General features: G+C 61.7%; 19 protein-coding genes, 1 tRNA gene, 1 pseudogene and 1 riboswitch. Of the genes and pseudogenes, 4 read left to right on the top strand and 17 right to left on the bottom strand.

Annotated features, from left to right (window positions below):
• A partial coding sequence (locus tag BM132_RS26820) for a DUF6124 family protein (RefSeq protein WP_092459877.1) occupies positions 1 to 313 on the top strand: 313 nt, incomplete at its 5' end.
• A gap of 127 nt (positions 314 to 440) precedes the next feature.
• Positions 441 to 710 (top strand): hypothetical protein, encoded by a 270-nt coding sequence (locus BM132_RS26825; protein WP_256244327.1) that lies wholly within the window; start codon positions 441 to 443, stop codon positions 708 to 710.
• Between the two features lie 179 nt (positions 711 to 889).
• Here the strand turns inward: BM132_RS26825 and BM132_RS26830 are convergent.
• The 12 genes and pseudogenes from BM132_RS26830 to BM132_RS26885 form a co-directional block, all read right to left on the bottom strand.
• Positions 890 to 963, bottom strand: a tRNA-Gly gene (locus tag BM132_RS26830).
• Between the two features lie 162 nt (positions 964 to 1,125).
• Positions 1,126 to 2,010 (bottom strand): alpha/beta fold hydrolase, encoded by an 885-nt coding sequence (locus BM132_RS26835; RefSeq protein ID WP_092459879.1) that lies wholly within the window; start codon positions 2,008 to 2,010, stop codon positions 1,126 to 1,128.
• Positions 2,011 to 2,319: 309 nt separating this feature from the next.
• Positions 2,320 to 3,012: a pseudouridine synthase gene (locus BM132_RS26840; RefSeq protein WP_092459881.1), complete on the bottom strand. Its 693-nt coding sequence runs from the start codon at positions 3,010 to 3,012 to the stop codon at positions 2,320 to 2,322.
• A 32-nt stretch (positions 3,013 to 3,044) separates the two neighbouring features.
• Positions 3,045 to 3,263, bottom strand: coding sequence for a cysteine-rich CWC family protein (locus BM132_RS26845; protein ID WP_092459883.1), 219 nt, complete (start codon positions 3,261 to 3,263; stop codon positions 3,045 to 3,047).
• Positions 3,256 to 3,867: pseudogene (locus tag BM132_RS26850) on the bottom strand (GGDEF domain-containing protein); the annotation flags it as partial. The gene BM132_RS26845 and the pseudogene BM132_RS26850, both read right to left, overlap by 8 nt.
• 351 nt (positions 3,868 to 4,218) lie before the next feature.
• Positions 4,219 to 5,997 carry an allophanate hydrolase gene (gene atzF / locus BM132_RS26855; RefSeq protein ID WP_092459887.1) on the bottom strand — a complete coding sequence of 593 codons (1,779 nt, stop codon included), beginning with the start codon at positions 5,995 to 5,997 and terminating at the stop codon, positions 4,219 to 4,221.
• A gap of 22 nt (positions 5,998 to 6,019) precedes the next feature.
• Positions 6,020 to 9,649: an urea carboxylase gene (uca, locus tag BM132_RS26860; RefSeq protein WP_092459889.1), complete on the bottom strand. Its 3,630-nt coding sequence runs from the start codon at positions 9,647 to 9,649 to the stop codon at positions 6,020 to 6,022.
• Positions 9,650 to 9,951: 302 nt separating this feature from the next.
• Positions 9,952 to 10,593, bottom strand: a complete 642-nt coding sequence (locus BM132_RS26865; protein WP_092459891.1) for an urea amidolyase associated protein UAAP2 — start codon at positions 10,591 to 10,593, stop codon at positions 9,952 to 9,954.
• 11 nt (positions 10,594 to 10,604) lie between these two features.
• A complete protein-coding gene (locus tag BM132_RS26870; protein ID WP_092397295.1) occupies positions 10,605 to 11,330 on the bottom strand; it encodes an urea amidolyase associated protein UAAP1 in 726 nt (241 codons plus the stop codon).
• Between the two features lie 13 nt (positions 11,331 to 11,343).
• Positions 11,344 to 12,132 carry an ABC transporter ATP-binding protein gene (locus tag BM132_RS26875; protein ID WP_092459893.1) on the bottom strand — a complete coding sequence of 263 codons (789 nt, stop codon included), beginning with the start codon at positions 12,130 to 12,132 and terminating at the stop codon, positions 11,344 to 11,346.
• Positions 12,129 to 12,944, bottom strand: a complete 816-nt coding sequence (locus BM132_RS26880; protein ID WP_092397299.1) for an ABC transporter permease — start codon at positions 12,942 to 12,944, stop codon at positions 12,129 to 12,131. Before BM132_RS26880 ends, BM132_RS26875 begins: the two co-directional genes overlap by 4 nt.
• A 15-nt stretch (positions 12,945 to 12,959) precedes the next feature.
• Positions 12,960 to 14,027: a putative urea ABC transporter substrate-binding protein gene (locus BM132_RS26885; RefSeq protein ID WP_092397301.1), complete on the bottom strand. Its 1,068-nt coding sequence runs from the start codon at positions 14,025 to 14,027 to the stop codon at positions 12,960 to 12,962.
• Positions 14,028 to 14,087: 60 nt separating this feature from the next.
• Positions 14,088 to 14,189, bottom strand: a riboswitch (guanidine-I (ykkC/yxkD leader).
• Positions 14,190 to 14,495: 306 nt separating this feature from the next.
• Between BM132_RS26885 and BM132_RS26895 the strand changes: the two genes are divergently transcribed.
• A complete protein-coding gene (locus BM132_RS26895; protein ID WP_092459896.1) occupies positions 14,496 to 14,921 on the top strand; it encodes a hypothetical protein in 426 nt (141 codons plus the stop codon).
• A gap of 213 nt (positions 14,922 to 15,134) precedes the next feature.
• Here the strand turns inward: BM132_RS26895 and BM132_RS26900 are convergent, their stop codons facing one another.
• Positions 15,135 to 16,247, bottom strand: a complete 1,113-nt coding sequence (locus tag BM132_RS26900) for an enoyl-CoA hydratase/isomerase family protein (RefSeq protein ID WP_092397305.1) — start codon at positions 16,245 to 16,247, stop codon at positions 15,135 to 15,137.
• Between the two features lie 131 nt (positions 16,248 to 16,378).
• On the opposite strand from BM132_RS26900, the gene ung reads away from it, so the two are divergent.
• The gene (ung, locus tag BM132_RS26905) at positions 16,379 to 17,071 is read left to right on the top strand and encodes a uracil-DNA glycosylase (RefSeq protein WP_092397307.1); all 693 of its coding nucleotides are present in this window, start codon (positions 16,379 to 16,381) and stop codon (positions 17,069 to 17,071) included.
• Positions 17,072 to 17,300: 229 nt separating this feature from the next.
• Here the strand turns inward: ung and BM132_RS26910 are convergent, their stop codons facing one another.
• The 4 genes from BM132_RS26910 to BM132_RS26925 are packed head-to-tail and all read right to left on the bottom strand — an operon-like array spanning position 17,301 to position 21,343.
• Positions 17,301 to 18,341 carry an AbrB family transcriptional regulator gene (locus BM132_RS26910; RefSeq protein ID WP_092459898.1) on the bottom strand — a complete coding sequence of 347 codons (1,041 nt, stop codon included), beginning with the start codon at positions 18,339 to 18,341 and terminating at the stop codon, positions 17,301 to 17,303.
• A complete protein-coding gene (locus BM132_RS26915) occupies positions 18,334 to 19,848 on the bottom strand; it encodes a tripartite tricarboxylate transporter permease (protein ID WP_092459900.1) in 1,515 nt (504 codons plus the stop codon). Before BM132_RS26915 ends, BM132_RS26910 begins: the two co-directional genes overlap by 8 nt.
• Before the next feature lies 1 nt (position 19,849).
• A complete protein-coding gene (locus tag BM132_RS26920; protein WP_092459902.1) occupies positions 19,850 to 20,308 on the bottom strand; it encodes a tripartite tricarboxylate transporter TctB family protein in 459 nt (152 codons plus the stop codon).
• Positions 20,309 to 20,365: 57 nt separating this feature from the next.
• Positions 20,366 to 21,343: a Bug family tripartite tricarboxylate transporter substrate binding protein gene (locus tag BM132_RS26925; RefSeq protein WP_092459904.1), complete on the bottom strand. Its 978-nt coding sequence runs from the start codon at positions 21,341 to 21,343 to the stop codon at positions 20,366 to 20,368.
• Positions 21,344 to 21,460: the final 117 nt, after the last annotated feature.

Here is a 21,460-nt window from a genome sequence, read left to right on the forward strand (position 1 = left end):
CTCTCTCGATCCTAAGAAGCTAAAAGAGGCGGCAGACCGCGCACTCAGCTACTACCTCAATCCTGGGGCGCCGAAAACGCAGATACCGCCCCGCAAGTCCGGCAACATCTTCCTCATCGACCCAACGGTGGATGACGAAACGCTGCTTGTCCACGCCTGCGAATCGCTGGCGTCGGCCAGCGATATGGCCAGTGATATCGCCGGCGCAATGGAAGGCTCGCAGCGCAACACGATGATGGTGCTGCAACAGGTGATCATGTTGAGTGAGTTAGCGGTGAATCGCGTACTGGATAATCAGCAGTTACCTGGGTAGTCGCCAGGTACGTTGTGAGGGCGCCTGCGCCCTCACAGCATTGATTTTGCCTACAGCCAAGCGGGAACCATCCGCTATCCACAACTGCGCAGATCGGAAATAGTGCTCCGCAGACGGACTATAGGTAATGAGCGACTGGCGTCCGACAGATTTTGCTGGCTTCGTTTCACTGGCTCAGCAGGGGGGCGGCGACCTTGGAGGAGAAAAAGACATGTCCACACATCGAAGTTATCCATCAAGCATTGAGCAATTACATCGTGAGGTGGAGGCTTTAGCTGAAGAAATGAGGCGCCCCACCCCGACCACATTCCGCGTTACGTGGTTGCCGTTCAGCATTGGTGCTGCGTTCGCTCTGACCGTGTTTGTCATCGTCGCTTTTGTCGCTAAGCATGTTTGATGCTCTATCGGGCGTGAAAATGGCGACGTATTTATTTTGGCCGGACACGGGAAGCCACCTACCTACGCTCGAAGATCCCCTCACACTTCCCCAAACATCAGCCATAAAAAAACCGGCCACCAAGAGCCGGTTTTTTCATATCCCCCGTCAAATCACACGACGGGAGACCAGAATTCGATTGGAGCGGGTGAAGGGAATCGAACCCTCGTTATCAGCTTGGGAAGCTGGAGTAATGCCATTATACGACACCCGCTCAGAGCGGCTGACTTTGTACCAGATGTGGCCAGGGATTTGAAGTTTTTCTTTACGGACGGTGAAGTTAACCGTCTACGCAAGCCTCAAACCAGAGCGGTCGTTCGCGGGCAAACCCCGTTGCTGAAAGCGCAGGGCGGGGCTTGCTCGCGAAGACTCGGTTTCAGATAGCCGGTGCATGGTAACCCTGCACGTAGCTGTAGCGCGGTCGGCTTTCGTGCTGGGTTGGTTTGAGGAAACCCAGCAAGGCGTCACGGCTGTCGCGGCAGGCGGCTTTGTGTTCCATGTCCAGGAAGTGCCCGGTGGCTTGCAGCGTGCTGAAGCTGCTGTGCTGCACGTGGTTGGCGAAGACCTTGGCATCTTCGGCGGCGGTGTATTCGTCCCATTCGCCGTTCAGGAACAGCACCGGCACGTTGATTTTTTTCGCCGCATTGACGTAGCACAACCGATCGCTGTGGAGCACATCGCTGATGTGGAAGTGCATCTGCCCGTATTCATGCTCGGCCAAGCTGCTGACATGGCGATAGTTGAAACGCTTGAACAGCGGCGGCAGGTGCTTGCCGATGGTGCTGTTGACCAGGTGGCCCACGCGGTCGCCGTCCCGGCTTCCCAGGTAATCGACACCGCGTTCCAGGTAGTCGCGCATCGGTGCATTGAGCACCGGCGAGAACGAGCTGATCACCGCTTTTTCGATGCGCCGTGGACGTTGGGCCAGGGCGGTTAGGGTGGCGGCGCCGCCCCAGGAAAAAGACAGCACATGCTCAGCGGCGAAGTGATCGATCAGTTCCAGGAGGATCTGGCCTTCGATCTCTTTAGTCAGCATTTTCTCATGCCGATTGTGGGGTTTGGACTTGCCCGCGTAGGGCTGGTCGTACAGCACGACGTTGAATTGGGGGTAGAGGTTTTTGGCGGTCTGTGCAAACGACGCGGTGGTGGCCATCGAGCCGTTGACCAGGATAATGGTCTTTTGCGCGGCGTCTGCGCGATAGAACTCCGTGTAAACCCGATACTGACCCTGTATATCCAGCACAGCGATTTCTGGCCTCATGTCATAAGACTCCTGGCAAGCGGGTATGCGCGCAATGAGATTGCACGAGCAATGTGACAGGTAGGCATACGCCTGGAAGAGAAGGCCCATGTCGATCCGCGCAAGCTGGTCGACGGGTGTTGTTATAGGCGGGCAGTTTGTCGACTGTTAAGAAGGAGCCTGAGGGCTCCGGCCGGCAAAAAGTTTCTTGGAAGTATGTGGTGACTCATCGGTCACATTTCGGCCGACGGTTTGATTCAAGCAGCGGACCGGCTGTCGCGCAAGTGTTGTTTGACAATTGCCCGACACTTCTGCCGAGCGGTCATACGATCAGATCAGCTGGATCTCTTCAGGGCTCAGGGCACGGTATTGGCCCGGCTCAAGTTCGGCGTCCAGCAGCAGCGGGCCCATGCGTTCGCGGTGCAGGCGCAGCACCTTGTTATCGAAGTGGCCGAACATGCGTTTGACCTGGTGATAGCGGCCTTCAACGATGCTCAGTCGCGCCGATCTTGGCCCCAGCAACGTCAGCTCAGCTGGCTGGGTCGTCAGGTCTTCGAAGGCGAAGTACAAGCCGTGGGCGAAGGTGATGGCGTACTCGGCGGTGATGGTTTGCTCGGTTTCGACGTAATAGACCTTGGGCAGTTTGGTTTGCGGTTGGGTCAGGCGCCGCGACCAGCTGCCGTCATTGGTGATCAGCATCAGCCCGGTGGTGTTGAAGTCCAGTCGTCCGGCGATGTGCAGGTCGTCCTTGTCTGGCTCGTTCAGCAGATCCAGTACGGTAGGGTGTTGCGGATCGCGGGTGGCGCTGACGCAACCGGGCGGTTTGTGCAGCATGAAGTAGCGCGCCGGGCGGCCCCCTTGCAGCACCTCATCGTCGATTTCGACACGGCTGAATTCACGCACCTGCGTATGGGGATCGTTGACGATCTGGCCGTCGATCCGTACTCGGCGTTCCACCAGTAGCAGGCGGACCTGCTGGCGATTGAAGCGGGGTAGGTTGCTTAAAAAACGATCAACGCGCATGGGTGGGCAGCGGAGGAGAAAGGACGCGCATCTTACCCAATCGACTGTTCCTTGGCTTGTAACTGCTCCAATACCTGGGCACAGCGCGGGCACAGGCAGGACTGATCGCGCAGCTCGGCCGGCAATGCTTCAAGCACGGCCGGATCGATGCTCACGCCGTAACACCAGCAGGCGCGGTCTGCGGTTCGCGGGTCGGCCAGGGTGCAGTCATTGCTGGCGCCACAGACCGGGCACAGGTCAGGTTTATTCATAGCTGGAGTGAGGCATCTGTACACAGGTTCGGTTGTTCCCGGTTTGCCGGGCGCGTTGCAGTGCATGATCGGTCCGCGACAGCAGGCTGTGCAAGGTGTCTTCGTCCTGCAAGGTGGTGAGGCCGATGCTGACGGTGACTCGTAGCTCTTTGCCGCTGCAGAAATAACGCTGTTGTTCGATTCGTTGACGAATTTTCTCGGCGATCTTCAGACCGTTCTGCCCGTCGGTGTCCTTGAGCAGCACAATAAAAGCCTCGCCACTCCAGCGACACACAATGTCCGAATGCCGCAGGCTGTCGGTCAAGTCGCGAGCGAACCCGGTCAACAACTGGTCGCTGGCGATGTGACCATGGGTGGCGCCCAGCCGCTTGAACTCGTCCAGCTCCAGCAGCAGCGCTGCCAGGGGCTTGGGTTCACGTTGGGCTTCATGCAGGGCTTGCACGGCCAGCAGATCGAAGCCGCGCCGGTTCGGCAGTTCGGTCAGGCTATCGAGGGTGGCTTGGGCGTCGATACGCTGTTGGTAGCGGTCGATCAGGCGATAGAGGATGACCAGGACAGTCAGCGTCACGAGTGCGCCGATCAGCAGGTTCAAGTACAGCGTCTTGAGGAGGGTGTCGCGTACCGAGGCATGGGCTGCGTAGTAGCCCAGCAGTGCAATGGCCAGGAAACCTGTAACAAGCAGCGCCACCACGGCCAGGAGCGGCTTGCGCTGGGAATACAACGGCGAACGGAGCGACATGGCGATTCCCTTGGCGCAGACCCAATGAAGTCAGTTTAGTGGCCTTGTGGGAAAAGGTGCTCGGATTTGCAGGTTTGTAACATTGTGGCGAGGGGATTTATCCCCGCTGGGCCGCGAAGCGGCCCTAAAACCTGTCAACGCGGTATATCAGACAAAAGTGCATTGGGGCCGCTTCGCGGCCCAGCGGGGATAAATCCCCTCGCCACAGGGTTATGTTTATTGGCGGGTATTAAGGTAAGCCCGCCACCCCCCCAAATGACTGATGTCCTGCGCACCCGCCAAACCATACGGCTCGCAAATGAATCCGCTTTCCCAGCGACCGTCGGCCAGTTGTACCTTGCCCAGCCCAAGCGGTGCAGGGATACCGGTCAGGAACGAGCCGAGTTCGCTGCTCGGCAGCTCCCACACCTCCACCTCAACCGCCACGCCGCCCTCACTGACCCGCAGCATGCCGGGGCGCAGGGGCGGGCCGCCGGCCAAGGCGTAGAGGCGGTAGTCGGGTGAACTTTGGGTGGCCTCGATCAAACGGGCGCCGCGTTGCTGGAGCTGCCAGTTCAGCGCCAAGCCGTCCAGATGCGCCCCGCACACCACCAGCCGCGCCCGGTCATGGCGAGCCGGGTTGGCCGGCGCTGGCACGGCCGGGTCTTGTTGGCGCTGCAAGGCATCGGCCACGCTTAACAGGTATTGATCGGTGAAGGCCCGACCGAACAGCGTCACGCCCCAGGGCAAGCCGTTGGCCATGAACGCGCTGGGGACAGCGACGGCAGCGTAGTCCAGCAGGTTCATGAAGTTGGTGTAGTAGCCCAGCTCCGAGTTGCGCAGCACCGGTTCGGCGGCCAGTTCGGCGAGGGTCACCGGACGGCCGATGGTTGGGGTGAGGACGCAATCGAGCGTTTCCATGACGCGATCGCATTGGGCTTTGAGCGCTTGCAAACGGTACTGGGCACGGAAGGTTTGTACGCCATCCACGGTAGGCGCTTTCGCCAATACGGCGCGGATAACTGGCAGTACGGCGTCGGGCTCGCGTTCCATCAGTTCCCCGGCAACGCTGTAGCGCTCGGCCACCCACGGCCCTTCATACAGTAGCCGGGCGGCCTCCAGAAACGGCGACAGGTCCAGCTCCACCGCTTCGCCGCCAAGTCCCTTGAGTCGCTCGATGGCCTCTTGAAACAGCCGTGGACCTTCGTGGCAGCCAAAAAAAGCCAGGTCTTGCCCACGAGGCACGCCGAAGCGAAAGCGTCGCGGCGCGCCGAACGCGGAGCCGTCGTTCCACAGCGGATTGCGGCGGCTGTACTCGTCGCGTGGGTCGAGGCGGGCGGTCAGCGCCAGTAACTGGCTGGCTTCCCGTGCCGTTGCGGTGAAGGTCGTGACGCAATCCAGTGTGCGACAGGCCGGCACCACACCCGCCGTGGAGATCAAACCCTTGGTGGCTTTCAATCCCAGCAGATTGTTCAGCGCCGCCGGCACCCGACCTGAACCGGCGGTGTCGGTGCCCAGGGCAAAACTCGCCACACCCAGGGCCACCGCCAGTGATGAACCGGCGCTTGACCCGCCGGCCGGATAGTCGGGCAGCACGCTATTGCGACAGGCACCGTAAGGCGAGCGGGTGCCATTCAGCCCAGTGGCAAACTGGTCGAGATTGGTCTTGCCCAGGGGAATCGCGCCCAAGGCCAGTAGCTGCTCGACAACGGTGGCTGAATGTTGCGGCACGTAGCTGAACGCCGGGCAGGCGGCCGTGGTGGGAATGCCAGCCAGGTCGATATTGTCCTTGATCGCGAACGGCACGCCATACAACGGCAGGTTTTCCAGATCCTGGCCCTCCAGTGCGACGAGGTAAGGTTCCAGTTCCTCGGGCGTGAGCAGGTGGATGAACAGGTGAAAATCAGGGTTCAGCGCCGCGGCTTTTTCCCGCAGGCTCAACAGTAGATTCCGGGGTGTAAGTTCGCCGCTGCGGTAGGCGTCACGCAGATCGTCCAGGCGTAAAGACAGGTTCATGGTATTCATCCTTTGCTTGAGTTCAGTCACGTTCCAGCACCACCACACGTTGTCCGGCGCGCACCGCCGAGCCGGGCTGTACACGAATCTGGCGCACCACTCCGCAGATGGGGGCGAGCACCGGGATTTCCATTTTCATCGACTCCAGAATCACCAGCACATCGCCGACCGCAACGCGTGCACCAACCTCCACCTGGACTTGCCAGAGATTGCCGGCGATGTGGCTGTCGACGCTGAGCTGATCCTCGCTCAGCAGCGAATCTTCGCTGGGCGCGGGTGCCGGTTCTTCGCTGTCAAAGTGTGCCTGGCCACTGGCGATCCAGCGCTCGCGCTCGGCGTTGAAGGCGCCTTGTTGCTGCGCTCGAAACGCGGCGATGCTGTCGGCCTCCTGGGCCAGAAAGCGCTGATAATCGGCAAGGTTGAGTTGGCTGTGCTCGATGTCCAGGTCGAAGCGGCCCAGGGGGAAGTCTCGGCGGATGCGCAGCAGTTCATCGGCGCTGACCGGGTAGAAGCGGATCTGGTCGAAAAACCGCAGCAGCCAGGGTTTGCCGTCGAATGCGGCGACCTCGCGATAACGATTCCACATCTGCAACGTGCGCCCGACGAACTGATATCCACCTGGGCCTTCCATGCCGTACACACACATGTACGCGCCGCCGATGCCCACCGAGTTTTCCGCAGTCCAGGTGCGGGCCGGATTGTATTTGGTGGTCACCAGCCGATGCCGAGGGTCCAGTGGCGTGGCGACGGGCGCGCCGAGGTAGACGTCGCCGAGGCCCATTACCAGGTAGCTGGCGTCGAACACCGTGCGCTGCACCTCGTCGAGGTTGGGCAGGTCGTTGATGCGCCGGATGAACTCCAGGTTGCTCGGGCACCAGGGCGCGTCCTTGCGCACCGTGGTCATGTATTTTTCGATGGCCAACTGGCAGGCCGGATCATCCCAGGACAGCGGTAGGTGCACGATGCGTGACGGCACCTGCAGATCCTGCGCGGCGCACACCGCGTCCCACTCTCCGCTGAGGATCTGCAGTAGCTCGCCCAGCGGCAGTTGTTCGGGTTGGTAGTGCACTTGCAGCGAGCGAATGCCCGGCGTCAGATCGATCACGCCGCGCATCTTTTTGTGTTCCAACGCCTGCATCAAAGCGTGGGCGCGAAAGCGCAGCACCAGGTCCAGTTCGGGGGCGCCGATTTCCAGGAGCAAATGCGTATCGCCCGCCAGGCGAGCGACCAGCCGGGTATCGTCCTGACCGATATCCAACACCACCGGCGACCCAACCCCCTGTGGGAGCGAGCCTGCTCGCGATGGGGCCAGATCAGACACCGCATCCACTTCATCGCGAGCAGGCTCGCTCCCACATTGATTCCATTCCAAAGTCAGTGATCGGGCGGTCTTCAGGTCCACCGGCACAAACCGCACCTTGTCCCCGGCCTTGAGTTGCCCCAGTTGCCAAAGATCGGCCTCGATCACCGTCACCGGGCAGACGAAGCCACCCAGGCTCGGGCCATCGGGGCCGAGGATGACGGGCATGTCGCCGGTGAAGTCCACGGCGCCGATGGCATAGGGGTTGTCATGGATATTGGAAGGGTGCAGGCCGGCCTCGCCACCGTCGGCGCGCACCCATTCGGGTTTCGGCCCGATCAGGCGCACACCGGTGCGGCTGGAGTTGAAATGCACTTCCCAGGACGTGTCGAAGAAGGTCTGGATGTAGCGCTCGGTGAAGTATTCCGGCGCGCCATGCGGGCCGTAAATCACGCGGATCTGCCGCACGTCGGCCAGCTCCAGAGTGGGGGCGCTCGTGTGCGCCACGCTCGCGCGCTGATCCAGCGGCGCCAGGTGCAGCACGTCACCGGTACACAAGGCCCGGCCGCCATGGCCGCCGAACTGGCCGAGGGTGAAGGTGCTTTTGCTGCCCAGGTAATCCGGCACTTGCACGCCACCTTGCAGGCACAAGTAACTGCGCGCCCCGGCGCCGGAAATGCTGCCGATCGCCAGCGTGGAGCCGGCAGGAATCGACAGGGCGGTGTTCATCGGCACGGCTTCACCATCAAGGGTCAGCGCAATCACCGCGCCGGTCACGGCCACCCGCGCACTGCAATTGAAACGCAGCAGTGGCCCGCTCATGGTGATTTCCAGCGCTGCGGCGCCTTCTTCATTGCCCAGCAGGCGATTGCCCTGGCGCAGCGAGCGGCTGTCCATCGGCCCCGATGGCGGAACACCCACCGCCCAATAACCGAGTCGGCCGGGATAGTCCTGGATGCTGGTCTGGGTCCCGGGGCTGAGCACTTCAAAGGTGTTGGCGCGATAGACCAGCGCCTCCAGGCTGCGCGTCCAGGGCTGGCCGCTGGCAAAGGGTGCATCCAGGAGAATCTGTTGCAGGTAGTCGCGGTTGGTTTCCACGCCGTACAGCAGGCTTTCATTCAGTGCTTGATGCAAACCCAGGCGCGCTTCTTCGCGGGTCGGCGCCCAACGAATGACTTTGGCAATCATCGGGTCGAAGTAGGGCGGAATCTGGCAACCGGCCTCGACCCAAGTGTCGATGCGCAGTTGTTTGCCGTCGGCTGGCGGAAATTGCACAGCCGTCAGCAGCCCCGGGCTCGGCTGGAAATCCCGGCCTGGATCCTCGGCATACACCCGCGCTTGAATCGCATGGCCCTGGGCGTGCAAGCCCTGGCTCAGCTCGTTCAATGGAGGCAGTTCGCCGGCGGCCAATTGCACCATCCAGCGCACCAGGTCCACGTTCCACACTTGTTCGGTGACGCCGTGCTCCACTTGCAGGCGGGTGTTCACTTCCAGAAAGTAAAAGCGTCCGGCGTCACTGTCGAACACGAACTCCACGGTGCCGGCGCTGCGGTAGCTGACCGCCTGGGCCAGTTGGATCGCCGCTGCGCAGAGCTCGGCGGCCATCCCTTCGGGCAGGTTGGGCGCGGGGGTTTCTTCGATGACTTTCTGGTTGCGCCGCTGCACCGAGCAGTCGCGCACACCCAGCGCGATCACCTGGCCCTGGCCGTCGCCGAATACCTGAACCTCAAGATGTCGGGCGCGTTCGATGTACTTCTCGATGAACACGCCGGCATCGCTGAAGTTGTTCTGGCCCAAGCGCTTGACCGCTTCGAATGACTCGCTCAACTCGGCGGCATGGCGACAGACACGCATGCCGATGCCACCGCCCCCGGCTGTGCTTTTGAGCATCACCGGATAGCCGACCTCGGTGGCGGCCACCAGCGCGGCGTCGAGGCTGTCGAGCAGTTCGCTGCCTTCGAGCAGTGGCACGCCGTGGCGGCGAGCCAGGTCGCGGGCGGTGTGCTTGAGGCCGAACACGCGCAGTTGCTCTGGCGTCGGGCCGATGAAAGCGATGCCGGCGGCCTCGCAGGCCTTCGCGAAAGCGGCGTTTTCCGAGAGAAACCCATAGCCGGGATGGATCGCCGTCGCGCCGCTGCTTTTGGCGATTGCCAAAAGCTTGTCCACCGCCAGATACGTAGCGGCCGCCGCGCCTTCGCCCAGGCAGTGGGCTTCGTCGGCCTGCAGGATATGCAGGCTGGCGGCATCGGCTTGGGAATACACCGCGACGCCTTGGACCTTCAGTTCGCGCAGGGTCCGCAGGATCCGGCAGGCGATGGCGCCACGGTTGGCGATGAGGATTTTTTTGAACATGGCGTAACCCCCTCAGGCATGCATGTCTGCCTGAACTGGGATGCGGGCCGTCCCGCAGTTTTCGATGGCCGCCGGGGTCGTCCCCGATGGCGAAACCTCCAAACACCTCATTTCCTCTGTGGGAGCGAGCCTGCTCGCGATAACGTCCGCACATCCAAAATCAATGTGACTGGCAGACCGCTATCGCGAGCAGGCTCGCTCCCACAAGGGTTTGAGGGTGTTCATACAATCTGTTTATTTAATGCACTGCCCCGACCGGCTCTGGCACAACGTAAACAGCCAACGCCGCAGGCGGGCTAATTTCAGTTCCATATCAAAAGCTCCGCTGGCGTGGGGTTGTAGGCGTTGCACGGGTTGTTCAGTTGCGGGCAGTTGGAGATCAGGACGATCACGTCCATCTCGGCCCGCAGATCGACGTATTTGCCGGGCGCCGAAATGCCGTCCTCGAACGTCAGGCCGCCGTCGGCGGTGACCGGCACGTTCATGAAGAAGTTGATGTTCGGCCCGATGTCGCCCTTGCCCAGACGACCGTCGTGAGCACAAGCCCGCAGGTAGTTGTCGCGGCAACTGTGCATGTAGCGTTTTTCCAGGGCGTAGCGCACGGTGTTGCTTTCCTGGGCGCAGGCACCACCGAGGGTGTCGTGGCGCCCGCAGGTGTCTTCAACGATGGTCAGCATCGGCTGGCCGAGGTTGGAATAGAGCACGCTGCCGGTGCTCAGGTACACGCTGTTCTGCCGGCGCAGGGTGCGCTGCACGTCGTAGCGTTCCTTGGGGTTGGCCAGGCTGTAGAACAGCGTATCGACCGCCTGGTTGCCTTCCAGGTCGAGGATGCGCAGGGTTTGCCCAGCCTTGACCTCAACCAGCCAGGGTTCCCCGGCGGGAATGATGGCGCGGTAGATGGCGGCGTCGGGCTGCTTTTGTGGGGTGGCGATGGCAAGTGACATGGCAGCGATCCTCAGGCGAACAGGCGGTCGGTGTTGATGAAGCCGCGCTGGTTTTCCGGGCGCGAGTTGCGACAGTGCTCGGCAACGCTGGGCTCGGCGTTCATCCAACTGAGCTTGAGCGGTTGCGGGGCGTATTGCGGGTTCGGGTCCATCGGGTGTTGCAGCGCAGTCAGCACCACCAGGGTGTCCATCGGTGCGTAGAGCTCGATGTAATCGCCGGCCTTGGAATGGCCTTCAACGAAGTGAAAGTTGCCGGCCTCATCGACATCGACCCGGCTGAACAGGTTGAGGGTCATCAGCAGGTCGGACAGGCCCAACCCCCATTTGCCCAGCTCCACCAGCAGGTTGTCGGTGCCGTTGCGAAAGAAGCCGTTGCGCAGTTCCTGATAGCGGCCCTGGCCGTATTTTTGTGCGACTTCCTCGGCGCAGAGCACTCCGCCCAGGCTATCGCTCCAGCCGCAGGTGTCGGCGGTGATTGCCGCCAGCACCCGGCCCATGTCCGAGTACAGGCAATGGCCGCTGGTGAGTTTGGCGGTGTGTTGGCATTTGAGGCTGTCGGGCAGGTTCAGGCGCTCGGTTTTCTCATTGGCATTGAGCAGCGTCAGGCTCACGTTGGCCCCGCCGCGCAGATCGGTCAGGCGCAGCAGTTGCCCACGCTTGAGCACGAAGGAACGGTGGCCGCCACCGGGCAGCAGTTCTTCGGCGAAGGGAGCAAATAGTTGGGTCGAATCGGTCATGGGTAAACTCCTTTCAAGCGATACGCAATGCGCCGGCCAGTTCGGCGGGCAGGGCGTCGACGGCGGCACGGGCGGTGCGGCGGTCGCTGTTCAGTGGAATGTCGTAGGTGATGCGCGCGCCATAGGCGCCGGGGGCATGGGGGTCGAGGCGAACCTTGTCGAACACCAGCAGGCGTGTGCCGAGGCTGAAACCTTCGGACAGGTCATGGGTAACCATGAACACCGTCAACCGGGTTTCGCGCCACAGTTCCAGCAACAGGGCGTGCATGTCTTTGCGAATGCCGGGGTCGAGGGCGCCGAAGGGTTCGTCCAGCAGCAGGACACGGGGTTTCATGATCAGCGCCTGGGCGATGGCCAGCCGCTGTTGCATGCCACCGGACAACTGCGCCGGGTATTTGTCCAGCGCATGGCCGAGGCCGACCTTGTTCAGCAGGTGCGCGGCCTCTTGCCGGGCCTGGCGTTTGGCGCTGCCAAACAGGCGCCCCAGCAGCGGCGAGCGCGGCAGTTCCAGGCCCAGGGCCACGTTGTTCAGCACGGTCAGGTGCGGGAACACTGAGTAACGCTGGAACACCACGCCACGGCTGGCATCCGGCTCGCCGGCCAGGGGCTCACCGTCCAGCAGAATCTGCCCGCGACTGGCGCGCTCCTGGCCCAATAGCAGCCGTAGAAAGGTCGACTTGCCACAACCCGACGCCCCCACCAGCGTGCAGAACTCACCTTCGGCGACGCTCAGGTTCAAGCGTTCCAGCACCACCTGATCGGCGTATTGCTGCCAAACGTTGTTGACCTTGATGAAGCTCATGCCTTCGCCCCCTCATACCAGGGGAATGCTCGGCGGGTCAGACACTTGAGGCCCCAGTCCATCAGCCAGGCGAGCAGGGTGATCCAGACCACGTACGGCAAGATCACATCCATCGCCAGGTATCGGCGCACCAGGAAAATCCGATACCCCAGCCCATCGGTGGACGCAATCGCTTCAGCGGCGATCAGGAACAGCCAGGCCGAACCGAGCATCAGCCGCAGGGAAATCAACAGGCGCGGCAGCAATTGTGGCAGCACCACCCGTAGCATCAGGGTCCAGGTCGAGGCGCCGAGGGTTTGGGCCTTGATCAGCAATTCGACCGGGATTTCCCGGGCGCGCTGTTCCAGATCCCGGGCCAGGCACGGGGTGATGCCAATGACGATCAGCATCACTTTCGACAACTCCCCCAGGCCGAAGACGATGAACAGGATTGGCAGGATGGCCAGCGGCGGCACCATCGACAGCACGGTGAGTAAAGGCGATAGCGGCGCACCGAACAGCGGCAGCGTGCCGGCGGCGATGCCCAGGCACAGGCCGGCCAAGGCACTGATGCCCAGGCCGATTGCCAGTCTTCGCAGGCTCGACGCGGTGTCTTGCCAGAGCAGGTAGTCGCCACTGCGCACGTCAGCGGTGAAGGCCAGGCGTTTGACCGCATCGGCCATTTGCACCGCACTGGGCAGCAGCTTGTCGTTGGGATTGTCCGTCAACCGTTCGGCCGAGCCCATGAAGTAGGCGAACAGCACCAGCGCGAAAGGCAGGATCACCAACAACAGGCGACTGGGGCGATCCGGGTAGCGGTTGATCAGGCGCATGCCAGCTCCTCCGGTTTACAACTTGGCGTCGGCGGCCAGTTGCACGTAGGTCGGGTCAAAGCGCAGCTTGAGATTGGCCTTGTCGCCGCTGGTCACGCCATTGGCAAACGACATGCCGACCGCGTCGGTGTCTTTGGCGCCTTCGCCGAGCAAACCATGCTGGAACGAGAACTCGGCGACTTTGCGCATGGTGGCGGGCAGTTGCTCACTGGTGGCGAAGCCCAGGGCCTCCTTGGCGGTGGCGAACAGCTTGGTGGTGTCCAGTTGCGACTGGAAGCCGGCCAGGTCAGTGCCCGAGGCTTTGGCCATGTGTTCCAGTGCGGTCTTGCTGGCGGCGTTTTTTGCGTTCATCAGCGCCACCACTTCAAACCAGGCGCCGGTCAATGCTTTGCCCAGGGCCGGGTTGTCCTGCAGGGTCTGGGTGTTGACCACCATCATGTCCATGATCTCGCCGGGGATCTGGCTGGAATTGAACACCTCGCTCACGTCGGGCTGGGCCTTGATGTCCGAGAGCATCGGGTTCCAGGTGGTGACGGCCTTGACCTCGTCGGTATTGAAGGCTGCGGAGATATCGGCGTCGGAGGTGTTGACGACTTTCAGGTCTTTTTCGGTGAGGCCGACCGAGTCCAGGGCCCGGGCCAGCAGGTAATGGGAGACCGACAGTTCCACCAGGTTGACGTCCATGCCCTTGAGGTCAGCGACTTTCTTGCCGTCCCCCTTGAGCACGATGCCGTCGTTGCCATTGGAAAAGTCGCTCACGATCAGCGCGGTGCTGTCCACGCCACCGGCGGCGGGAATGGTCAGGGCGTCCATGTTGGTCATGGTGCAGCCGTCGAACTGACCGGCGGTGTATTGATTGATGGATTCGACATAGTCGTTGAGCTGCACCACATCGATGGTGATGCCGTATTTTTTCGCCCATTTATCGACGATGCCTTGGCTGCCGGCGTATTCCCAGGGCATCCAACCGGCGTAAATGGTCCAGCAGACGCTGAAATGGTCTTTGGGTGCGGCAGGGGACGAGGGGCTCACGAGGGCCGAGAACGTGGCGAGGAGCAGGGCGCAAAGACGAAGCTTGAGCATGGTGGTTCTCCAGTTGATCAAGGGCGGACAGGAGCAACGCGGCACCGCGAACGGTGGCTTGTCTCCCGGGCTTTTGTCCCGCCGTGTAACCTCAACTGGAGGTCGCCAACTCTCGGACCAGCCACTCGCCAGAAGCGAGCCGGAACCCTAGTCAGCCATTGCAAATTGTGGTGCCGCGAACCTGTGATGACTCCTGCACGGAGTTTGTTAAAGCGAGAGCCGTGCCAAGTGCCGTAAAGGCCCGGCCCAGAGAGGGGCGGCCGAGCAGAGCGCGGCGTCGCAAGCGGGTTTGTGCATAGTTGTGGTGCTTGCCCGCACCGGGATGAGGCACAGGGCTACATGTTTCAACTTATTGCCAGGGCGCACCAGATTCGGATTTCGCTGTCAGATTAATCGTCAGTCACCCAATAGATGACTGCCGCCCGCCAGCGTCGCTGATGTGGCTCATTAGCGGTCCAGGAGGCCGCCATGTATCGACGACTTCTGCTCATTGCGTTTCTGGGTTTGACACTTTCGGCATGTGTTCCTTACGACGGAGGCTCAAGCTACTACCGTTCCGAGGTCTACACCTCACCGGCGCCGGTTTATTACGGTGGCGGGAGCTACTATTCGGCACCGCGTGGCTATTACGCACCGCGGTATTACCAATCGGCACCGCGCTACTATTCGGCACCGCGGTATTACCAACCGGCGCCACGCTACTATTCGGCACCGCGTTATTACCAACCCGCACCACGCCATTACTCGCCACCGCGTACGGCATACCGGTCTCATCCACACCGGGGCGGCTGGGACGGCCATAAACGGGGCGGTTGGAATGACGACCGTCGTGGCCGAGGCGGGCGGGATCATCGGGGACGCGGTGATCATGATGGACGGCGTAACCACCGCTGATTCATCGGCAGCAAAAAGCGGCGCATTGAGCGCCGCTTTTTTTGTGCCTGCCATAAACCTGATGGGATAACGCTAGTGGGAGCAAAGCTTGCTCGCGATGACAGGGGATCAGTCAGCTTCCCGGTGACTGGCATACCGCTATCGCGAGCAAGCTTTGCTCCCACAGATGTCACATCCCACAGATGTCACTCTCAAAGATGTCACACAGGTTCTTTACTCATTCGACAAATCCGCCAACGGATGCCGACCTTCCCAGGCTTTGTGAAAGTGCGCCTCGACCGCCGCTTCGGGTACATGGTTGATGTCTGGCCAGTGCCAGTGGGGCTTGTGGTCTTTGTCGATCAGCCGCGCCCGCACGCCCTCGCTGAATTCAGGGTGTCGGCAGCAGTTGAGGCTCAAGGTGTACTCCATGCGCAACACACCTGCCAATGACAAATGCCGGGCTCGGGCGATCTGTTCCCAGACCAGATGAGCGGTCAGTGGGCAACCTTCGGTCATGGTCCTGGCCGCTCGCGCGATCAATGGGTCTGAATGGTCCACCAGCAGGCTGAGGGCTTTCCAAGCGCATCGTACATCGCTGACATCCAGCCATTCGTCGATTCTCTGCCGGCGCGGCAGCCACTGCGCTTCGGGCAACTGCGCGACGGCTTCCTGCTGCAAGGCCTTGAGCAGGCTGTTGAGCTGCATGGGTGTTTGTTCCTGCCAGTTGAGCTGCAACAAGCCCTCGATCAGATCGTCCTGCTGTTCATCCAGCAAGAAACGGTCGGCCAGACCCAGGTCAATGGCGTCACGGGCATTCATATGGGCGCCCGTCAGGCCCAGGAATAGGCCAAGCTTGCCGGGCAGCCGCGACAGGAACCAACTGGCGCCGACGTCCGGGTACAGGCCGATGCTGATTTCCGGCATCGCCAGGCGCGTGCTCGGGGTGACGATCCGAATATTCGCACCTTGCAACAACCCCATGCCGCCGCCAAGCACGTAGCCATGGCCCCAGCACACCAAGGGTTTTGGAAAAGTGTGCAGGTTGAAGTCCAGTCGGTACTCCGCGGCAAAAAATTGCGCAGCCAAGGGCGGTACTTCACCAGGTTGAGCGCGGCAGGCTTCCACCAGGCTGCGCACTTCGCCGCCGGCGCAAAACGCTTTGGCGCCGTTGCCGCGCAACAAGACACAGACGATTTGCGGTTCCCTGGCCCAGGCATCAAGCCGATCGCGCAGAGCGTTGATCATCGGCAAGGAGAGGGCATTCAGGGATTTTTCAGCATCCAGGGTGGCGATGCCGATACGGGCGCCGTTGATGCCGGTGAGTTCTTCGAAGTGCAAATTCATCGTGACCTCGATCAGAAATTTGAATGATCAGTATGACCGCTGCGTAGGAAAGTGCCGGTTCTGCATCAGATCAATTGACAAGCCATGTAGGCTTTCCTAGGGTGCGCCCATTGTTTTTACTGGGTGCAACCATGACTGCTGACGACCGTATCAAACTCGAACCGAGCTGGAAGCAAGCCCTGCGTGCCGAGTTCGACCAGCCCTACATGGCAGAGTTGCGTGAATTTCTGCGTCGCGAGTACGCGGCCGGCAAGGAGATTTACCCACCGGCACCGCTGATTTTCAATGCCCTTAATTCCACGCCGCTGGACAAGGTGAAGGTGGTGATCCTCGGCCAGGACCCGTATCACGGCCCGGGCCAGGCCCATGGCCTGTGCTTTTCGGTGCAGCCGGGCGTACCGGCACCGCCTTCGCTGGTGAACATCTACAAGGAATTGAAACGCGACCTGAATATCGACATCCCGAATCACGGCTACCTGCAAAGCTGGGCCGACCAGGGCGTGTTGCTGCTCAACACCACCATGACCGTGGAGCGTGCCAATGCCAATTCCCACGCGGGCAAGGGATGGCAGCACTTTACTGATCGGGTCATTGAAGTGGTCAGTGAGCACCAGCCGCATTTGGTCTTTTTGCTGTGGGGCGCCCATGCCCAGGGCAAGCAGAAGCTGATCGACGCCACCAAACACCTGGTGCTGACCTCCGTCCACCCGTCGCCGCTGTCGGCTTACCGCGGCTTCCTGGGTTGCGGGCATTTCAGTCGGGCCAACAAGTTTCTTGAGCAACAGGGCGAGACGCCGATCGACTGGCGGTTGCCGGCGGTTTAATGCGTTGACCGGGCTGGCCTCATCGCGAGCAGGCTCGCTCCCACAGAGGGGTTGTGGAGGGGCGCAAAAATGGGGCTCGCCACTATTCCTTGTGGGAGCGGGCTTGCTCGCGAAAGCGGCGGATCAGCTTGCATCAAGGGTGAATGTGCCGGCGCCTTCGCGAGCAGGGTATTGCGGTGTACACAAATCAGTGTGGGAGCGAGCCTGCTCGCGATGGGGGCAACGCGGTCTATAAGTCCGAACCCGGCTTGCGCATCCAATACCTGAACAACGGCTCCGCCAGAAACAGCACAAACAGCAGCCGCATGACCTGCAACGCTGTCACCAGCGGCACCGACAATTGCAGCGTCTCCGCCGTCAGGCTCATTTCCGCAATACCGCCGGGCATCATGCCCAAGGTCAGTGAACGCAAGTCCAGGTGGGTCAGCGTGCTCAGGCCCAGAGCCGCAAGGGTGGCGATCAACATCGTCAACACCGTGCCGATCAGCGTACGGCCCATGAACGACGGCGCGCGGCGGAAGAACTGCCGGTTGAAATGACAACCCAATCCGCTGCCGATCAACCACTGACCGATCTGGCTGCCACCGTCGGGCAGGCCGATGTGCAGGTCCCAACCGATGCTCACCGCCGCACTTACCAGCAACGGTCCGAACAGCCACGGGTTGGGTTGGCGCAAACGCTCCCAGCCCCAGGCGAGCAGGGCGCCCGCCGGGAACAGCAGCGCCAGCCATAGCCAGTCCACCGAGGCAGCGTGCTGCACCGGGGCGCCTTCGCCGAGCAAGTATTTGAAAGCGGCTGGCACGCAGAGCACCACCACCAGAACCCGCAGGCTCTGGCCGGCAGCGACGCGGCTCAGGTCGGCGCCATTGCGGGCACCGAGGTTGACCATCTCGCCGGAACCGCCCGGCATGCTGGAGAAAAAAGCGGTGGCGCGGTCTTCGCCGGTGCGGCGCATCAGCCACACACTCACCACGCTGGACACGCTGGTGATCAGCGCGCCGAAGAAGATCAGGCCAAAATGGCTCAGCACCTGCTCCATCACCACCGGGGTGAAGTGCAGGCCGATACCGATGCCGACCACCCACTGGCCGCATTTACGGCCGCCAGGGATTTCCATCAGTTGCCACGGGGTGAGGCAGCGCACCAGGATGATCGCCAGCAACGAGCCGACCATCCAGGGCAAAGGCCAGCCGATCAGGCTGGCCAGATAACCGCCGGCCAGACCGACCAGCGGTGTTCCCCACCATTGTCTGAGTGTTGCCTCAGACATTGGCCAGGGCGCGACGTTGAGCCGAGCGGCGGCGCCAGATCCGCAGCAATGGCATCAGCAGCATGATGACGGTCAATACCCAGCAACCCAGGGTGATCGGGCTCGACCAGAGGATTTCCAGCGCACCGTTGGAAATCGACAGCGCACGACGCAGGTTCTGCTCCATCAGACCACCGAGGATGAAGCCCAACAGGACCGGCGACAACGGGAAGTCCAGCTTGCGCAGGATGTAACCGAAGATGCCGATACCGATCATCAGGAACAGATCGAACGTGGTGGCGTGCACCGCGTAGACGCCGATCCCGGTGATGATCGCGATGACCGGGACCAATGCCCAGTTCGGCACGGCCAGGATACGGGTGAAGACGCGGATCATCGGGATGTTGAGGATCACCAGCATGATGTTGGCGACGAACAACGAGGCGATCAGGCCCCAGACGATGTCGGGTTGTTGCTGGAACAACAGCGGACCTGGAGTGATGTTGTACAGCGACAGTGCGCCGATCATCACCGCCGTGGTGCCGGAGCCAGGCACACCCAAGGTCAGCATCGGCACCAGCGCACCGCAGGCTGCACCGCCGATGGCCGTTTCTGGAGCGGCCAGACCACGCTTGTCGCCCTGGCCGAAAGTGCCAGTCGACCCTGCGATGCGTTTTTCTGTCATGTACGCCACGGCACTGGCCAGGGTCGCACCGGCGCCTGGCAGCACGCCCATGATGAAGCCCAGCACGCCGCATCGCATGTTCACCCAGAACACCGACGCCGCTTCCTTGACGTTGAACATCATCCGCCCGGTGGCTTTCACCGCTTCCTGGCCGCGATGGGTCTTTTCCAGCAGCAACAGAATTTCACTGATGGAGAACAGGCCCAGCACCAGCACGACGAACTGGATGCCGTCGGTCAAATGGATATTGTCCCCGGTGAAACGGTATACGCCGCTGTTGGCGTCAATCCCGACGCAGGACAGGAACAGCCCGATCAGCGCCGCAATGAAGGTCTTGAGCGGGCGGTCTCCGGCCATGCCGCCGAGACAGACAATGGCGAACACCATCAGGACGAAGTATTCCGCCGGTCCGAAGGCAATCGCCCATTTGGCCAGCAGCGGGGCGAACAGCACCATCCCACAAGTGGCAATGAATGCACCGAGGAACGAACTCCACGCCGACAGCGAAAGGGCGACGCCGGCCATGCCTTTGCGGGCCATCGGGTAACCGTCCAGGGTGGTCATGACGGTGGAGGCTTCACCCGGGATATTGAGCAGGATCGAGCTGATTCGCCCGCCGTATTCGCAACCCAGGTATACGGCCGCCAGCAGGATCAGCGCCGATTCCGGCGGCAGCCCGAGGGCGAATGCAATCGGGATCAGCAGTGCCACGCCATTGATAGGACCCAGGCCCGGCAGCAGGCCGACCACGGTGCCGATCAGAGTGCCGCTCAGGGCGGTCACGAGGTTGTAGGGGGTCAGTGCAACGCCAAAACCCTGGCCGAGATAATTCAGGGTATCCATATCAATTCTCCAGGACGTCGAGCAGGCCCAGGGGCAGCGGCACGTCCATCAGCTTGTCGAACAACAGATAGAGACCGATGGCCATCAGGCTGATGATCACCACGCTCGGCACCCAACGACCGCCATACAGGCGCGCCATCGGAACCCCGACCACAATGCTGGCGAGGATGAACCCCAAGGGTTCAAAGGTGCCGGCGAATATCAGCAGCAGCACCACGCAGATGCCGATTTTTTGCAGGGTTTCGCGATCCAGTTGCGGATCTTCGTCGCTGTGCACGATAGGCGTCGGACGAAACACCATATAAAGCAGGGCCAGGCTCAACAGCCCGATCATCAGCAAGGGGAAGGCGCGCGGCCCGACCGGTTCGTAGGAAAAGGCTGCCTGGTAAGGCCAGGCCATCAGCGCGAGGCCGACGCAGGCCAGCAGCAACACTGAAGCGAAAATACGTTGGATGAGCATGACTAACTCCTGGGCGGCGCCGTGGGATTACCGACGCCGCCGCGAGAACAGAGGCGATTACTGGACCAGGCCAAACTCTTTGGCCAGCATCTTGTAGTCGGCCACTTGCTTCTTCACGTAGGCGTCCAGTTCCGGGCCGGTCATGGCGAACGGAAACAGTTCGCGCTGGTCACGCAGCTTGGCGAAGTCTTCGGAAGCCAGCAGCTTGTCGAAGGCGTTTTTCCACCAGGCGTAGTCTTCATCACTGACCTTCGGCCCGAGGTAGAAGCCACGAACCACCGGCCAGACGATCTCGTAGCCTTGTTCGCGGGCGGTCGGGATGTCTTTCATTTCCGGCTCGTCCAGGCGCTTCTCGGCGAACACCGCCAGCAGGCGCATGTCGCCGCTCTGGATGTGTGGCATGGAGTCGGAGATGTCCGTACTGCCTACCTGAATATGGCCGCCAAGCAGGGCCGTTGCGATCTCGCCACCGCCTTCGAGCGCCACGTAACGCAGTTTGCGCGGGTCGATACCGGCGGCCTTGGCGATCAGCGCGGTTTGCATCCAGTCCTGGCTGCCGACGGTGCCGCCGGAACCGATGACCACGGAGCCCGGATCTTTCTTCAGGGCCTGTACCAGATCATCAAGGTTCTTGTAGGGCGAATCGCTTTTCACCGCGATGGCGCCATAACTGGTGCCAACGGCCGCCAACCAGCGAACGGCGTTTTCGTCGAAACGCCCGAACTTGCCTTGGGCCAGGTTCAGTAACGAGCCACTGGACCAGGCCACCAGCGTGCCGGCGTCGGCCGGGCGTTGGGCAACCACTGCGTTGTAGGCCACCGCACCGACGCCGCCGGGCATGTAGGTCACGCGCATCGGTTTGGTCAGCAGTTTTTCGTTCACCAGGGCGCTTTGGACCAGTTTGCACGTCAGGTCAAAACCGCCGCCAGGCGCGGCCGGGGCGATGCATTCCGGACGCTTGGGTTCGGCGAGCAACTGCCCGGCGAACATCAGGCAACCGGCGGCCAGGGCAACTTTACGCAGTGATAGGTTCATTTTTGTCTCCACAGGAGTTGTTGTTGTGTGTTGCACATTTGGCGATGCCGGACCCTTGAGGAATCGACAGCGGACCATTACCAGAACTTGACGCTACAGCCGACCGCCAGATGCAGG

Origin of the sequence: Pseudomonas sp. NFACC45, assembly GCF_900113505.1 — a bacterium.
GTDB lineage: Bacteria > Pseudomonadota > Gammaproteobacteria > Pseudomonadales > Pseudomonadaceae > Aquipseudomonas > Aquipseudomonas tehranensis.

Excerpts from the sequence above, each read along its gene's own strand:
- BM132_RS26825 (WP_256244327.1), top strand. The coding sequence starts at position 441 with ATGAGCGACTGGCGTCCGACAGATTTTGCTGGCTTCGTTTCACTGGCT.
- ung (WP_092397307.1), top strand. The coding sequence starts at position 16,379 with ATGACTGCTGACGACCGTATCAAACTCGAACCGAGCTGGAAGCAAGCC.
- BM132_RS26865 (WP_092459891.1), bottom strand. The coding sequence starts at position 10,593 with ATGTCACTTGCCATCGCCACCCCACAAAAGCAGCCCGACGCCGCCATC.
- BM132_RS26925 (WP_092459904.1), bottom strand. The coding sequence starts at position 21,343 with ATGAACCTATCACTGCGTAAAGTTGCCCTGGCCGCCGGTTGCCTGATG.
- BM132_RS26875 (WP_092459893.1), bottom strand. The coding sequence starts at position 12,132 with ATGAGCTTCATCAAGGTCAACAACGTTTGGCAGCAATACGCCGATCAG.
- BM132_RS26835 (WP_092459879.1), bottom strand. The coding sequence starts at position 2,010 with ATGAGGCCAGAAATCGCTGTGCTGGATATACAGGGTCAGTATCGGGTT.
- BM132_RS26915 (WP_092459900.1), bottom strand. The coding sequence starts at position 19,848 with ATGGATACCCTGAATTATCTCGGCCAGGGTTTTGGCGTTGCACTGACC.
- BM132_RS26910 (WP_092459898.1), bottom strand. The coding sequence starts at position 18,341 with ATGTCTGAGGCAACACTCAGACAATGGTGGGGAACACCGCTGGTCGGT.
- atzF (WP_092459887.1), bottom strand. The coding sequence starts at position 5,997 with ATGAACCTGTCTTTACGCCTGGACGATCTGCGTGACGCCTACCGCAGC.
- BM132_RS26840 (WP_092459881.1), bottom strand. The coding sequence starts at position 3,012 with ATGCGCGTTGATCGTTTTTTAAGCAACCTACCCCGCTTCAATCGCCAG.
- BM132_RS26885 (WP_092397301.1), bottom strand. The coding sequence starts at position 14,027 with ATGCTCAAGCTTCGTCTTTGCGCCCTGCTCCTCGCCACGTTCTCGGCC.
- BM132_RS26900 (WP_092397305.1), bottom strand. The coding sequence starts at position 16,247 with ATGAATTTGCACTTCGAAGAACTCACCGGCATCAACGGCGCCCGTATC.
- uca (WP_092459889.1), bottom strand. The coding sequence starts at position 9,649 with ATGTTCAAAAAAATCCTCATCGCCAACCGTGGCGCCATCGCCTGCCGG.
- BM132_RS26920 (WP_092459902.1), bottom strand. The coding sequence starts at position 20,308 with ATGCTCATCCAACGTATTTTCGCTTCAGTGTTGCTGCTGGCCTGCGTC.
- BM132_RS26895 (WP_092459896.1), top strand. The coding sequence starts at position 14,496 with ATGTATCGACGACTTCTGCTCATTGCGTTTCTGGGTTTGACACTTTCG.
- BM132_RS26870 (WP_092397295.1), bottom strand. The coding sequence starts at position 11,330 with ATGACCGATTCGACCCAACTATTTGCTCCCTTCGCCGAAGAACTGCTG.
- BM132_RS26880 (WP_092397299.1), bottom strand. The coding sequence starts at position 12,944 with ATGCGCCTGATCAACCGCTACCCGGATCGCCCCAGTCGCCTGTTGTTG.
- BM132_RS26845 (WP_092459883.1), bottom strand. The coding sequence starts at position 3,263 with ATGAATAAACCTGACCTGTGCCCGGTCTGTGGCGCCAGCAATGACTGC.